Annotated in this window: 10 protein-coding genes; 8 read left to right on the top strand and 2 right to left on the bottom strand. The window is 63.7% G+C overall.

Annotated elements, in window-relative coordinates; genetic code table 11:
* Positions 1 to 68: 68 nt before the first annotated feature.
* The gene (gene sucC / locus FRC98_RS03050) at positions 69 to 1,232 is read right to left on the bottom strand and encodes an ADP-forming succinate--CoA ligase subunit beta (protein ID WP_146979815.1); all 1,164 of its coding nucleotides are present in this window, start codon (positions 1,230 to 1,232) and stop codon (positions 69 to 71) included.
* 191 nt (positions 1,233 to 1,423) lie between these two features.
* The gene (locus tag FRC98_RS03045) at positions 1,424 to 2,104 is read right to left on the bottom strand and encodes a hypothetical protein (RefSeq protein WP_146979814.1); all 681 of its coding nucleotides are present in this window, start codon (positions 2,102 to 2,104) and stop codon (positions 1,424 to 1,426) included.
* 269 nt (positions 2,105 to 2,373) lie between these two features.
* On the opposite strand from FRC98_RS03045, the gene aspS reads away from it, so the two are divergent.
* The 8 genes from aspS (at position 2,374) to FRC98_RS03005 (ending at position 15,503) form a co-directional block, all read left to right on the top strand.
* Positions 2,374 to 4,185 (top strand): aspartate--tRNA ligase, encoded by a 1,812-nt coding sequence (aspS, locus tag FRC98_RS03040; protein WP_347342143.1) that lies wholly within the window; start codon positions 2,374 to 2,376, stop codon positions 4,183 to 4,185.
* 241 nt (positions 4,186 to 4,426) lie between these two features.
* Positions 4,427 to 6,358, top strand: a complete 1,932-nt coding sequence (locus tag FRC98_RS03035) for an ABC transporter substrate-binding protein (protein WP_146979812.1) — start codon at positions 4,427 to 4,429, stop codon at positions 6,356 to 6,358.
* Positions 6,359 to 6,472: 114 nt separating this feature from the next.
* Positions 6,473 to 7,966, top strand: coding sequence for an ABC transporter permease (locus FRC98_RS03030; RefSeq protein WP_146979811.1), 1,494 nt, complete (start codon positions 6,473 to 6,475; stop codon positions 7,964 to 7,966).
* Positions 7,967 to 8,053: 87 nt separating this feature from the next.
* Entirely contained in the window at positions 8,054 to 9,304 is a 1,251-nt protein-coding gene (locus FRC98_RS21235) for an ABC transporter permease (RefSeq protein WP_230467215.1), read from the top strand.
* A gap of 11 nt (positions 9,305 to 9,315) precedes the next feature.
* Positions 9,316 to 10,419, top strand: coding sequence for an ABC transporter ATP-binding protein (locus FRC98_RS03020; protein WP_146979810.1), 1,104 nt, complete (start codon positions 9,316 to 9,318; stop codon positions 10,417 to 10,419).
* A 27-nt stretch (positions 10,420 to 10,446) separates the two neighbouring features.
* Positions 10,447 to 11,703 (top strand): ABC transporter ATP-binding protein, encoded by a 1,257-nt coding sequence (locus tag FRC98_RS03015; RefSeq protein ID WP_146979809.1) that lies wholly within the window; start codon positions 10,447 to 10,449, stop codon positions 11,701 to 11,703.
* 213 nt (positions 11,704 to 11,916) lie between these two features.
* Positions 11,917 to 14,106, top strand: a complete 2,190-nt coding sequence (locus FRC98_RS03010) for a TadA family conjugal transfer-associated ATPase (RefSeq protein WP_146979808.1) — start codon at positions 11,917 to 11,919, stop codon at positions 14,104 to 14,106.
* 77 nt (positions 14,107 to 14,183) lie between these two features.
* On the top strand, positions 14,184 to 15,503 hold the full coding sequence (locus FRC98_RS03005; protein ID WP_230467214.1) for an FHA domain-containing protein: 1,320 nt from the start codon (positions 14,184 to 14,186) through the stop codon (positions 15,501 to 15,503).
* The last annotated feature ends 69 nt before the right edge of the window (positions 15,504 to 15,572 follow it).

The raw sequence follows: 15,572 nt of genomic DNA, 5'->3' as shown, positions 1-15,572 counted from the left end.
CTCTGGGCGGCGCCCCTTGAGGGGGGGCGGCCGCGCCGGTCAACGCGTCTTGGAATGCGCCGGGGCGATCAGCCCTGGGTCAGCTCAATGGCCTTGCGGGCGCCGTCAGCCATGCTGTCGGCGCTCACGATGTCGAAGGGGCTCTCTTCGAGGATCTTCTTGCCGAGATCCACGTTGGTGCCCGCCAGGCGGACCACAAGCGGCACCTTCAGGCCAACTTCCTGCACGGCGTTGACCACGCCGTCGGCGATCACGTCGCACTTCATGATGCCACCGAAGATGTTGATGAAGATGACCTTCACCGCCTCATCCTGGGTGATGATCTTGAAGGCTTCGGCGACGGTCTCTTTGGTCGCTCCGCCCCCAACATCCAGGAAGTTGGCCGGCTCGCCGCCGTAGTGGCTGATGATGTCCATGGTGCCCATCGCCAGGCCGGCGCCGTTGACCATGCAGCCGATGTTGCCATCGAGGCTCACGTAGCTCAGGCCGTGCTTCTTGGCTTCGAGCTCGGCCGGATCTTCCTCGGAGACGTCGCGCAGCGCCTCAACGTCGGCGTGACGGTAGAGGGCGTTGTCGTCGAAGTTGACCTTGGCGTCGAGGGCGATGAGGTCGCCGGAGCCGGTCACAACCAGGGGGTTGATCTCCACGATGGAGGCGTCTTTCTCCACAAAGAGCTTGTAGAGCGCCTTCATGAACTTCACCGCCTTGAACACCGCCTTGCCTTCCAGGCCAAGCGCAAACGCGACCTGGCGGCCCTGGAAGTCGGCCATACCGGTGAGCGAGTCGATGAAGACCTTGTGAATCTTCTCGGGATGGCTCTCGGCGACCTCTTCGATATCGACGCCGCCTTCGGTCGAGGCCATCAGCACCACACCGTCGCGGGCGCGGTCGACGACCATCCCCAGGTAGAGTTCGCGGGCGATGTCCACGCCACTCTCAATGTAGAGGCGACGCACAACCTGGCCTTCGGGGCCGGTCTGGTGGGTGACCAGCGTCGAGCCGAGCAGCTCGGTAGCGATCTCGCGAACCTCATCGAGGCTCTTAGCGAGCTTGACGCCGCCGGCCTTGCCGCGACCGCCGGCGTGAATCTGGGCCTTGACCACCCAGAGCTCTCCGCCGAGCTCTTCGGCGGCCTTCACCGCCTCGTCGACGCTAAACGCCGGGGTCCCCTGGGGGACGGTCACCCCGTACTCGCGAAAGATCTGCTTGGCCTGATACTCATGGATGTTCATACGAACTTACCTGCCGTTGGAAGATCAACCTACGCGCAGCGCGACCCGCTTTGCCGGCCTCCACGCCCTGCCAAAAACACAAAAATAGCGGCCCGCAATGCGCGGCCGCCGCCTTATTACCGCCGGGGTGCCAGCGCGTCAAGGCGGCCTGCTCGCCCTACTCCGACGCACCGGTGCCCCCGAATTCGACCTTATTTAATGCCCATCCCCACATAGGTCAGGGGCACCTCCAGCACCCGGGAGAAGACCTTGCCGATCGCGTGGGTCTCTCCCTTATGCGGCGATGCCTCGACAATGGGCACAAGCCGCCCCTGCGCGTCGCGCAAGAGCAACGAGAAGGCATGCACCTTCGTGCCCTCCCCATCGCTGGAGATGGGGTACTGCGTCATGCCAAACACGATCTCTTCGACCTCATCAAAGGTCACCGCAAGTTCACTCCCCTGCACGGGCCAGGTCACGATGCCGCGCATCAGATCGAGCTCGCACAGAAGATGCTCTTCAAGACTGGTCTTCTTCCCCAGTTTGAGCATCACCGAGCCCACCACCACAGCGATCATCACCCAGAGCAGGTCCCACATCGACTGCAGGCCGGAGCTGCCGCGAAAGACGATCATCGCGGCGAGTAACCCCGCCAGCATCACCGCCCCCCAGAAGCCCCAGGGGACCACCGCCGGGTTGTCGCGCTCCCCCAACACCTGCAGCGCGCGCCCGGGTCGCTCCTTTAGAAAGGGGCTGTAAACCATCCGCGCTCCCGGCGTCGAGATGACCTGCGCGCTCGGCCCCGGGCTGACAGGCCTGTCTTTGCCCCACTTTACGGGGAGCTTCTCATCCATCGCTACGTCTCGCGTAAGTCCCAGTTCTACGAGCGCCATCATCGCCTCCTTCGTCGTGGAAAGTCCATATGGCGAGTGCGCAGCTCACCAGGTCGCTTTGAGGGTGGGATGATGAGCACGGCCTTGAAGTCACAAAATACTTTCTCGAAGAAGTCGCACAGCCGGTGGCATAAGCGCCGTCGTTGACACTGCGGCAAAGCGCGTGTTTTAGTCCGCGATTCCATCGACGCTTTGCGTCAAATTCGCCCGGGCCCCTTGAGGCTTAAGCCGGGCATGAACCTTTGATGATCCCTTTTAAGGAGCAGCTCGTGAGTACCTTCCTCGATCAGCACAAGCGCACCCATATGTGTGGCGAGCTCAGCGAGAGCCAGATCGGTCAGACCGTCACCCTGGTCGGCTGGGTCGCCAGCCACCGTGACCTTGGCGGAATGGTCTTTGTCGATCTTCGCGACCGCACCGGCATCTGCCAGCTGCGCTTTGATCCGGATCTGGACGACGAGACGCTCACCCGCGCCGGCCAGCTCCGCTCGGAGTGGTGCGTGGCGATCATCGGGGAGGTGGTCAGCCGTGGCGAGAACGTCAACGAAGATCGCTCCACCGGCGCCGTTGAGGTCGTGGTGAAGACGCTTGAGGTCTTCTCTGAAGCCAAAACTCCGCCCTTTGCCATCCGCGACGATTGCGACGCCAACGAAAACCTGCGCCTTGAGTACCGCTACCTGGATCTTCGCCGCCCGATGCTGCAGCGCTCGCTGCTCACGCGCAGCAAGGTCTACTCGCTCACCCGCAATTACCTCACCTCGCAGGGGTTCGGGGAGTTTGAGACGCCGGTGCTCACCCGCTCCACCCCGGAGGGCGCGCGCGACTATCTCGTGCCCAGCCGCGTACACCCGGGCAAGTTCTTCGCGCTGCCGCAGTCCCCGCAGATCTTTAAGCAGCTTCTGATGGTCTCCGGCTTCGACCGCTACTTCCAGATCGTCAAATGCTTCCGCGACGAAGACCTGCGCGCCGACCGCCAGCCGGAGTTCACCCAGATCGATATGGAGCTCTCCTTTGTGACCGCCGAAGACGTGATGAAGGTCTGTGAGGGCCTCATCAAGTCGATCTTCGAGGGCACGCTGGACATCGAAATCAACCTCCCCTTTGAGCGTATGGCCTACGCCGAGGCGATGCGCCGCTTTGGTGTCGATAACCCCGATCTTCGATTCGGCATGGAGATCAGCGACGTCAGCGAGCTTGTGGCGACAAGCGACTTTAAGGTCTTCAGCGCTACCGTCGCCGCCGGCAACACCGTGCGTGGCCTCTGCATCAAGGGCGGCGCCGACACGCTCAGCCGCAAAGACATCAACGGGCTGGAAGACACCGTTAAAGTCTACGGCGCCAAAGGCCTGGCCTGGGCCAAGGTGGGCGATGGCGAGTGGAGCGGCTCGATCGCCAAATTCTTCGACGACGCCGCCCGCACGGCCATCGAGCAGAAGATGGGCGCCGAGGCCGGCGACCTCATCGTGTTCGTGGCCGACCGCGAGTCGGTGGTCAACCCCGCGCTGGGCAACCTGCGTAAGCAGCTCGGAAAAGACCTCGGCCTGGCCGACCCCAACGCCTTCCGCTTTGTGTGGATCACCGAGTTCCCGATGTTCGAGGCCGACGAAGAAGAGGGGCGTCTCTACGCGATGCACCACCCCTTCACCAGCCCGCTGCCCGAAGATTTTGAGAAGCTCAAGACCGACCCGCTCTCGGTGCGCGCGCAGGCCTACGACCTGGTGCTCAACGGCAACGAGATCGGCGGTGGCTCGATCCGTATTCACCGCCAGGACGTGCAGAACAACGTCTTTGAGCTCCTGGGGCTCTCGCAGGAAGAGGCCAACGAGAAGTTCGGATTCTTGCTCAAGGCGCTCACCTACGGCACCCCGCCCCACGGCGGCATCGCCTTCGGCGTGGACCGCCTGGTGATGTTGCTCACCGGCGCGGCCAGCCTGCGCGACGTCATCGCCTTCCCGAAGACCACGCGCGCGGCCGACCTGATGTCGGAAGCCCCCAGCGCCGTCGACGCCGCTCAGCTCGACGAGCTCAGCCTGAGCGTCAGCGCAAAAGCCGCCCGCACGGAACAAGAAACCGAACAATAACAACCACTTAACACACCACCAACCACCCCGAGTGCTCTGCAAAAGGAGCGCCTCGGGGTGGTTGACAGAGTTTTAGAGGGTCCAGTAGCTTACGCCCTCTTTGATGGCGAGCCCGCGTGCGCCTGAGCGCGCCCGGTTGCATTCGCCGGATGATAACGTCTTAAAGTGATCGTTGAACCTGGCCGGCGCAGCCCTGTGTCTTCGCCCAAGCCCTGGTCCGACCCCTGGAGCGGTAAAGTTCATGCCGAGAACATTCAAAGCCACCCTCGCCCTGATCGGAGTCCTGATCGTGGTTGCCCTGCTGGCGATTATCAGCATCGCGCAATCCTACCAGGCCAACAAAAAGATCATTGAAGTCAACCGCAGCCTGGGTGACCTCAATCGCACCACCGAGCGCATCCTCTCCCAGCTGGAGTCGGGTGTGGCTGTGGCCGGCAACGCCGGCGGAGGTGCCGGCGCCTCGAACGACCGTTACGCCGCGGCAATCAACGATCCGGACAACCTGCTCAGCCCGGCCACCGACCAGCTCATCGCCCCCGACGCGGTGCAAGGCGGCACGCTCAAGCGCCTGATCTCCAGCGACCCCAAAGGGTTCAACTGGCTGACCGAGAACTCCGTCGACGTCAGCGAGATCCAGTCCTACGTGCACAGCGGTTTTGTGCGTCAGGACTTCAACAACCCCGACAACTTCGTCTCCGACCTGGCCTACATGGTCAAAGTCAACGAGGAGAACACCGAGTACACCGTCAGCCTGCGTGAAGGCGTCTACTGGCACGTGCCCAAGGTCGACTTCAGCAACCCCGAGTTTGAGTGGCTGCGCGAGCCCCGCGAGATGACCGCCGAAGACGCCGCCTTCTACTTCGAGATGGCGATGAACCCGCAGGTTGAGGCAGGCTTCATCAAGAGCTACGTCGAAGACATCGAGAAGGTCGAAGTTGTTGACCGCTACACCTTCAAGGTCACCTGGAAGCGCCCGGTCTACCACTCCCGTACCACCACGCTGATGGCCTACCCGCTGCCCAAGTGGCTCTTCTCGCGTGACCGCGAGGGCAACGAGCTTCCCGAAGAGAGCATCCCGGTGGAGTTCAACACCCACTGGTCGGCAGACTTCCCGATCGGCACCGGCCCCTACATCTTCGACAGCTACACCCCCAGCGGTCAGGTCGTGCTCACCAAAAATCGTGACTACTTCGGCGCGAGGCCTCCGATTGAGCGCATCGAGTTCCACATCATCAAAGACCCCGAGCAGGGCTTTGCTCGCCTCCTCAGCGGCCAGCTCGACTTTTTGCCCAAGCTTCCCGAGCCCCGCTACCGCAGCGAGATCTTGAACGCCGGTCCCAACAGCCCCTTCAAGAACGGCACGCTTGAGCATGAGATCATCGACGCCTTCGCCTACTACTACGTGGGCTGGAACATGGATAAGCCCATGTTCGCCGACCAGAAGGTGCGCCTGGCGATGACGCATGCCTTCAACCGTCAGAGCATCATCGACAACGTGCTCAACGGCCTGGGCGAGCTGCAGACCGGTCCCTTCTACTACGACCACCCGGCCAACGACCCGAGCATCGAGCCTATCCCCTTCGATCTGGAAAAGGCTGCCGCCCTCCTCGACGAGGCCGGCTGGGTGGACACCGATGGCGATGGCATCCGCCAGAAGAATATCGGTGGCGAGAACATCGACTTCCGCTTCACGCTGACCTCGTACAACCGCCCCACCGTGCGCAGCTGGGTGACCGTCTACCGCGAAGATCTTCGTAAGATCGGCATTGAGATGCGTGGCGACTTCGTGGAGTGGCCGCTGATGCAGCGCCGCATGGATGACAAGCAGTTCGACGCCTTCACCGGCGGCTGGGGCTTGAGCTGGTTCAACGATCCCTTCCAGATCTGGCACTCCAGCCAGGCCGACATTCCCAAGGGCTCCAACCGCGTGGGCTTCCGCAACGACGAGGCCGACGAGATCATTGAGACCCTGCGCGTGACCTTCGACACCGAAGAGCGCATGCGCCTGCTGCGCCGCTTCCACCAGATCGTGCACGAGGAGCAGCCCTACAGCTTCTTCTACGCTCCCAAGGAATCGGTGGCCTGGAACCCGCGCGTCAAGAACGTGGTCTTCCAGAAGATTCGCCCGCAGACCTACTCGCTGCCCTGGTACATCGACGAGTCCGGCGAGTAAGCAGCGCCGGCGCCGAGGCTCGCCCACTGCGGCAGGCCTCGGCGTTGTGCGCTTAAGGCATCCTTCGCGCGCCTGACACTCGCGCGCAACCGGCCCCCCTGAGGGCGAGGCAGCATGTTTACTTACATTTTAAAGCGCGTCCTGTTGATGATCCCGACGTTTACGATCATCTCGCTGATCATCTTCCTGGTGCTCAACCTGGCACCGGGCGATCCGGCGGCAGCGGCCAACCCGGACGGCACCGAGACCGTCTCGCAGGACGCTCGCGAGAGCTATCGCATCTTCAAAGAGCAGTTCAATCTGGACAAACCGATCCTGCTCAACACCCGCTACAACCTCACCATCGCCGAGGTCGAAGAGCAGCTGCGGGTTGTGGCCGACTTCCAGCGTCCGGTCTGCCCGGAAGGTGCACCGGCGGATGCCTCGTGCACCCCGGCCAATGAGCGCCCGATGTCGGCCGACATCATCGCCGCTCAGGAGCACGTGGAGAACCTGGGTAACTATGCGGTGCCGCACCTGATCGCGCTGGCGCAGAACCACGAGCGCCTCGACATCCGCCGACTGGCCGTGCAGCGCCTGGCGATCAACGCCCAGCGCCCGCAGGTTGACCGCTTCAACCCGGAGCCCACCGCCGAGCTTCGCGAGACCAACCGCAAGATCGCCTCGGAGAACAACCAGCTCCGCTCCTGGACTATCCCCCAGGACGTGACCGAGGAAGACGTCGCGACGATCCTCGAAGAGAAGTGGCTCCCCTGGTTCGAAGAGAATCAGGAGCGCTTCGAGTACTCTGCGGCCGACAAAGTGGGCATCTTCTTTATGGATACCCGCTTCGCCAAGTACTGGGAGAACCTGCTCAAGCTGGACTTCGGGGTGAGCACGGTCGACCGCCGCCCGGTCTTCGATACGGTGATGCAGAAGCTCCCCTACACGATGACCTTGAGCTTCTTCTCGATCCTCATCGCGTACCTTATCAGCGTGCCGCTGGGCATCTGGAGCGCGTACAACCAGAACACAAAACGCGACCAGGTGGTGACAATCGCGCTCTTTGTGCTCTACAGCCTGCCGAGCTTCTTTACGGCGGTTCTGCTCATCCAGTTTTTCGCGGTGGGTCGCCCCTTCTCCTGGTTCCCGGCCGGCGGCTTCATCGGCGACGGCTCGGAGAATATGGAGGTGCTTGAGCAGATGGGCTCGATTGCCTGGCACATCTTGTTGCCGCTGATCTGTCTGACCTACGGCTCGCTCGCTGCTCTGAGCCGCTATGCCCGTACCGGTCTTCTGGACGTGATCCGCGCCGACTACATCCGCACCGCCCGCGCCAAGGGTCTGGCCGAGTCGATGGTCGTGCTCAAGCACGCGGTGCGAAACGGCATGATCCCGATCCTGACGCTGCTGGGCACCCTTCTGCCGACGCTGGTGAGTGGCTCGATCGTCATCGAGTTCATCTTCAACATCCCCGGCATCGGGCTCTACCTCTATGAGAGCATCTACATGTACGACTACAACGCGATCATGGCCTGTCTGCTGATGTCGACAGTGCTCACGCTGATCGGGTTGCTGCTCTCGGATATCAGCTACGCGCTGGTCGACCCGCGCATCACCTTCGATTGATGAGCGCTCTTTGAGCCCGCAGGATTCGACCTTTTTTGCCGGGGCGCTTAGAGCCCCCGGCTCGCACCTTACGTTGGACAGGCGACGATGACCGACTCCCAAACCTCCTCCAGCCCCCCGCGGCCCGAGTACAAGACCTACGGGCAGATTGTCTGGGGTCAGTTCAAGAAGTACCGACTCAGCTACTACAGCGTCTACGGCGTGCTGGCGCTCTTCGTCATCGCGATGATCGCGCCTGTGCTGGCGATGAACGTGCCCTTCTACATGCATATCCCCGAGGGGGTCGGGCCGTATACGCAGCTGCACGGCACCACGAGTTTTCCGTGGTTTGCGGCGCTCTTCGATCAGAACTTCTTTGATAGCGGCGTCGACATCTTCTTTAACTTCTTGCTCTTCTACGTCCCGGTGAGCCTGATCGCCTGGACGCTGATGATGCGCTTTAAAACCGAGCTCACCGACACCGAACGCAGCCAGACACGGCTGCGCTACATCGGGGCGGTCACGGCGGTGGGCGTGGTGCTCTTCTCGGTCATCTACATGATGGCCTTCAGCCAGCCCTACGTGGACTACGCCTCGCTCAAAGAGCTGGAAGGTGCGCGTCTGTTCTTCCCGCTTATCGAGTACTCCTACCGCGATGTGGACCTGATGGCGGTCAGCCAGGGTCCGAGTCTGGAGCACTTTCTGGGCACCGACCGCCAGGGTCGCGATGTGTTCACGCGTCTGATTTACGGCACGCGCATCTCGCTCACCATCGGCGTTGTGGCGGTGAGCATCTACACCGCCATCGGTCTTGTGCTGGGGAGCCTGGCGGGCTTCTTCGGCGGACGGGTCGACAACATCATTCTGCGCATGATCGAAATTATGATGTGCTTCCCGGTGCTTTTCCTCATCCTGACCCTGGCCGGGTTCATTGAGGAGCCCTCGATCTTCCACATCATGCTCATCATCGGGTTGACCGGCTGGACGGGCATCGCGCGCCTGGTGCGCGGGGAGTTTTTGCGCCTGCGCAACCAGGACTTCGTGCAGGCGGCGATCGCGCTGGGCTTTACCCGCGCGCGCATCATCTTCCGCCACGTGCTCCCGAACGCGGTGCAGCCGGTCTTTGTCTCGGCGACCTTCGGGGTGGCCGGTGCCATCCTCATTGAGGCCACGCTGAGCTTTCTGGGTGTGGGTCCGGCCAACGCGCCGAGCTGGGGGCAGATTCTGACCAGCGGGCGCAACACCCAGCAGATGACGCTGATTCTCAGCTCGGGCTTTGCCATCTTCGTCACCATCAGCCTGCTCAACCTCATCGGTGAGGGGCTGCGCGACGCCACCGATCCCAAACTTCGTAAGTAAGAGCGGACCTTATGGCCAACGATAGCAACAAGACTGACGCGTCGGATGACGTGATCCTGAAGGTCGACGGGCTCAAGACCTACTTCTTTACCGACGACGGGGTTTTGCCCTCGGTCGACGGCGTGAGCTTCGAGATCAAGCGCGGGCGCACGCTCGGGCTGGTCGGCGAGTCGGGCTCCGGCAAGTCGGTGACCTCTTTGAGCGTGCTGCGGCTGATCCCGCAGCCGCCCGGAAAGATCGTCGACGGGCAGATCCTCTTCGGCGGACAGGACCTCACCAAGCTTACCGAAGCGCAGATGCGCAAGGTGCGCGGCAACGACATCTCGATGATCTTCCAGGAGCCGATGACCAGCCTTAACCCGGTCTTCACCGTCGGCAACCAGATCATTGAGGCGATCCTGCTCCACCAGGACATGGAGTACGCCGAGGCCCGCGAGTACGCCATCGACATGCTGGAAAAGGTGGGCATCCCGGCTCCGGAGCAGCGCATCGACGAGTACCCCCACCAGATGAGCGGGGGCATGAAGCAGCGCGTGATGATCGCGATGGCGCTCTCCAGCAAGCCCAAACTTCTCATCGCCGACGAGCCTACCACCGCCCTCGATGTGACGATTCAGGCCCAGATTCTGGAGCTTCTGAAGTCGCTTCAGGCCGAGGGGGGCATGTCGATCCTCTTCATCACCCACGACCTGGGCGTTGTGGCGGAGACCTGCGACGACGTCGCGGTGATGTACGCCGGGCGCATCGTGGAGTACGGCGACGTCTACACCGTCTTCGAGAAGCCGGCTCACCCTTACACCATCGGGCTGTTTAACAGCCTGCCGACCATCGACACCACCGGGGCGCGCGGGCGCGACGACCGTCTCTACGTGATCCCCGGGATGGTGCCGCGTCCTCAGGACTTCCCCTCGGGCTGCCGCTTCCGCACGCGTTGCAAGTTTGCCACCGAGAAGTGCTCCGAGCTTCCGCCGACGGTGGAGCTTGAGCCCGGCCACACCGCGGCGTGCTGGTACGCCGAGAAGGTGCGCGCGGGCACCCAGCCCACCACCGACGGAAGTGTGGCGGCCGATGGCTCGGTCGCCCCCAACGAAGATGCGGCTGAAGTCGCACGGTAACCTGCTTAAGGCCCCAAGGTACTCGCTATGAGCGTCGCCCCTACTCTGCTTGAAGTCCGCAACCTTAAGAAGCACTTCCCCATCAAGAAGGGCCTCTTCAACCGTCAGGTCGGCTCGGTAAAAGCCGTCGACGGCATCTCCTTTGAGGTCAACGCCAACGAGACCGTCGGGCTTGTGGGGGAGTCGGGGTGCGGCAAGACCACCGCGGGGCGCTCGCTCTTGCGCCTGCTCGAACCCACCGATGGCGAGGTGCTCTACAAGGGTCAGGACATCCTGAAGATGGGCCCGGCCGAGATGCGCAGCCTGCGGCGCAACCTGCAGATCATCTTCCAGGACCCCTTCTCCAGCCTCAACCCGCGCATGACGATTGAGAGCATCATCGGCGAGGCGATCACCTTCCATAAGGTGGCCCAGGGGCCCGAGGTGCGCGAGATGGTTGAGGGGCTTCTCGAGCGCGTGGGTCTTCAACCTTCGTACATCACCCGCTACCCGCACGAGTTCAGCGGGGGGCAGCGCCAGCGTGTGGGCATCGCCCGGGCGCTCGCGCTCAACCCGGACTTCATCGTCTGCGATGAGGCCGTGAGCGCGCTCGATGTGTCGGTTCAGGCCCAGGTCATCAACCTGCTGATGGATCTTCAGCAGGAGTACAACCTGAGCTACCTCTTCATCGCTCACGACCTCTCGGTGGTGCAGCATATCTCGGATCGCATCGCCGTGATGTACCTCGGGCAGATCGCGGAGTTCGCCGAGTGCGACGAGCTCTACGAGAACCCGCTCCACCCCTACACCCAGGCGCTTCTCTCGGCGATTCCGCAGCCCAACCCGCGTCGTCGCGCCCAGCGCATCATTCTCAAGGGTGATGTTCCCAGCCCCATGAACCCGCCCTCGGGCTGCCGTTTTCATACGCGCTGCCCGGCGTGTTTCGCCCCCTGCAAGACCGTGGAGCCGCGCACCGTGGAGCCGACCCCGGGCCATAAGGTTCGCTGCCACCTCTACGATCCGGAGTTTGCGCCCAACGATCCGGACATCTGGGCGCGACTTCCCCGCCAGCCCGACGCGCCGAAGAGCGAGCCGGTCGATGTGGCTGCGCCGGCGAACGAGGCGTCGAGCACAACCGACGCACCAGCACCGGACGGCACCGACGGCGTGGCCAGCACCGAGGCCTCCGAAACGACCGAAGTTGCCGAGAACGCCGAAGCCGGCGCGGAGAGCTCCGATGTCTCGACCGCCGAAGCACCCGCCGAGAGCGCCGAGCCGGAAGCTGGCGAGCAGAGCAAGGTCTGAGCCCACCGGCTCGCCGGCAGGCTTCTTGACACCCTCCAGACCCGGTGCGACCATCCGGGCAGTTTGAGATGGGCCTGAAATCACGCGCCTGCGCCCCGATTTTCGCGGGTGCGACAGGCGTGTAAGGCCAACCTGGCGCGGGGACCACCGCGACAGCGTTTTCCCCTCTTGCACCTCACGTCCGTTTATCTTTCTAAGGAGGATCTGCCCCTCATGTTCAGCGTACTTATCAGCGAGAAAGGTGGGCAGCAGTCACGGCTCGACTTCGACAAGTCCGAGATCACCATCGGGCGTATGAAGGGCAACGACATCGTCCTTCCCAAAGGCAACGTCTCCAAGCAGCACACCCGCATTGTGCTGCGCGATAGCGCCTTTTTTATCGTCGACTTGAAGAGCACCAACGGCACCTACGTCAACGGACGCAAGGTCACCGCCGAGCAGTCGGTGAGTGAAGCCGACAAGATCTACATCGGCGACTTCATCCTGCAGGTCGAGCAGCCCAATGCGTCGGTGAACCCGGGTCCGCCGATGCCTCCGCAGGCTCCGGGTCGAGGGCTTCCGCCTCAGCCTCCGCAGGCCCCGGGTGGCAATCGCCCGATGGACCGTCACTTCCCCACGGTGATGGACGGTCCTCAGTCCGGTGGCTTCGGCGGGCAGCCGCAGAGTGGCCCGCAGCAGCCCTTCCAGGCTCCGCAGCAGCCCTCGGCACCGCAGCAGCCCGCCAGCGGGCCGCAGAATATGCCGCCCCGCGCGCCTTCGATCCCCGGCGCTCCGGTTGCGCCTCCGACGCCCACCCCGCCCCCGGGCGGGGCGATGGGCCAGGATCTTCGACAGACCTACGCCGACATGGACGCCCATCACGCCGAAGTGGACGTGTTGGAAGTGTCTCCCGAGGTCGAGCCCCTCACCGAAGACGACCGCGTCACCGGCGAAGGTCAGGCCTATGAACCGGCCTACGAGGAAGTCGATCCTTTCGATGTGGCCGCAACTCCCACGCCCGCACCACAGGCCGCCCCGCAAGCTCCGGCAAGCGCCGAGCCCGCGGCCCCGGCCTTCGACGTGCCCGTCTTTGACGCGCCGGCCGAAGAAGAGCCCGCTCCCCCGGCCCCGCTTGATGAGGGTGTGGTGGAGACGCCCGGACCTCTGGGCATCCGTCCGCTCGCCACTCGCATCGCGCTCGAAGATGAGTTCGACGCCGACGCGCATCTGGCTCAGGTCGATGTCGCGCGCGTTTTCTTTGAGCAGCTCGGCGAAGAAGAATTGCCGCTGGCCTACCCGCCCGAAGACAGCGACCGCGCGCGTTTTGAGAACATCATCGATGAGGCCATCGACGTGGTCAGCCCGGCGGGCGACCGCGAGGCACTCATCGAGACCCTGCTCACCGAAGCGGTGGGCCTGGGGCCGGTGGAGAGTTACCTCGATGATCCGGACGTTCAGGCGATCTACGTCAACCGCTTTGATCGCATCATCCTGCGGCGCGGCGGCAAGCTCGTGATCGCGCCGAGGGCCTTCAGCCACCCCGAGTTCTTGACCCTGGCCGCGCGCCGGCTGCTCGGCCCGCAGGACGGCGTCTCGCCGGCCGACGAGGTTCGTTTCAGCGATGGGACCCGCGTGCATATCGTGATGCCGCCTCTGGCGGTAGACGGCCCGGTGCTAACGATCCGCAAGCCCAAGCGCTACCAGCCCTCGCTCGATGAGCTTGCCGCCCAGGGCGCGATGAGCGTCGGAATGGCCGACTTCCTCCGTCGCGCGGTGGAGGCCGGTCGCTCCATCGTCATTGCCGGCCCGACCAGCTCCGGCAAGACCACGCTGCTTGGCGCGCTGAGCCGCCTGGTGCCCGAGAGCTCGCGGCTTATCGCCATCGAAGAGCATAGCTCGCTGAACCTCGACGCCCCCACCGCGCTTCGCCTCGAGGCGAACCCGGCCCAGGGCTTCGATATGCGCTACCTGCTTCGGGGTGCGGTCGCCATGCATCCGCAGCGCATCGTGCTCGACGAGTGCCGCGGCGCGGAGGCCTACGACTGGGTCACCTCGGCGGCCAGCGGCACCGAAGGCAGCATGCTCACCCTGCACGGCTCCAGCGCGATCGATGCGCTGGGACGTCTGGAGAGTCTGAGCCTGCTGGGCGCCGCCGACCTCAGCCCCCGCGGGCTGCGCGAGCAGGTCGCTCGCTCGGTCAACCTGGTGGTCGTCCTTCATGCGACCAGCGAAGGCGGCTTCCGCGTCCAGCAGATCTCGGAGGTTCAGGGCGTCGATCTCGACACCTTCCGCCTGGGCGACGTCTTCTACTACCGCGTCGAAGGCGGCACCGGCGAGTTCTACCCGACGGGCTACATCCCGATGTTTTATGAAGACCTGCGCCACGCCGGCGTCGACGTCGACCTGGGCATCTTCCGCGAGTAGCGCGCTGAGCCCGACGCCGCAGACCTTTTCATGGGATGCGGCGTTCGGCTCGGCCGCCATCATCATCGGCGAACATCATGTTTACGATCACGATCGAAGACCAGAATAACCAGGTCGCCGACACCTTCTCCTTCGACCACGGCTCCTACGTGGTGGGGCGTCTGGACACCTGCGATATCGTGCTTCCGACCGGAAGTGTGAGCCGCGAACATGCGCGAATTTTCGTGCAGGACGGCCGCTGCTACATCGAAGACCTGGGGAGCGCCAACGGCGTCGTGGTTGACGGGCAGAAGGTGGTGCAACAGCGCGACCTGGGCACCGCCAGCCAGATCCGCATCGGCGACTATTACCTCTATCTTGAGTTCAAGCGCTCGGCGCGCATGCAGAACCAGAACGTGCTCTCCACCCTCTTCATCGACTCGGGTAGCGAGCATCACAAACTGGTGCGCATCAATGATGCGTTTGCCGGTGAGGAGTTCAGCCTCTCGGAGGTTGAGAACACCATCGGTCGCACCGACGAGAACTTCATCCTGCTCTCGGACGCCTCGATCAGCCGGCGCCACGCGATCATCGCGCGGCACGGCGATCTTTACTCGGTAGTCGACTGCGGCAGCTCCAACGGCACGCGCCTCAACGGCAAAGCCGTGCAGTCGCAGCAGGCGCTCTCGCCGGGCGACCGCGTGGAGTTTGGTAACCTGGAGTTCGTCTTTGTGGAGGGCAATGCGTCGGTTAACCCGGCCGACTTTGCCGGTAGCGGCAGCAGCAGCGCCATGACGACCTACGCCGGTCTTGCGGTGCTCGTGCTGCTGGGGTTGGCGCTGGGCGGCGCGGCGGTCTTTGCGCTGGTGGGATCCGGTGAAAATGAAGGCCAGGCTCAAGCCCAGGCCCCGCCGAGCCTTGAGGAGCAGGTCGCCGAGCACGTCGCCGACGGCCGCACCCAGCTCGAGCTTGGCAACTGGGACGGCGCCATCGCCGCGGCCAATGAGGCGCTGGCACTCGCGCCTCAAAGTGCCGAGGCGCGCGCGCTGCGCGACCAGGTCGATGTGGAGCGCCAGGCTGCCGAGAAGCTCGCCCAGGGCGAACTTCTCAGCGAACAGGGCCGCCACGAGGAAGCCCGCGAGATGCTCTTGCAGCTCCCGGAAGGCTCCATCGCCGAGCAGCGCGCGCAGACCACGCTGGCTCACCTCAACCGCACCATCGCCTACAACCTGCGCAGCGAGGCCAGCCGTCTCTTCAAGAGCCGCCGCGACGCCGATCCGAAAGCGGCCCACGCGCTGCTGGTCGAGGCGCTGGAGGTGCTCCCCGACGATCCGGAGTCGCGCGCTCTCCTCGATGAGGTCGAGGCGCATATGCGCGAGAAGCGCATCGCGTTTGATGCCTATGCCCCGGCTCCCTGAAGGCCGGTTGTAGACCTCAAAAAGAAGCGCCGGCTCCATGGGCCGGCGCTTCTTTTTTGCCTGGTCATT

The sequence above is a fragment of the Lujinxingia vulgaris genome, from assembly GCF_007997015.1.
GTDB lineage: Bacteria > Myxococcota_A > Bradymonadia > Bradymonadales > Bradymonadaceae > Lujinxingia > Lujinxingia vulgaris.
The sequence above is the reverse complement of the archived record's forward strand: the minus strand, read 5'-3'. Positions and strand labels throughout refer to the sequence as shown.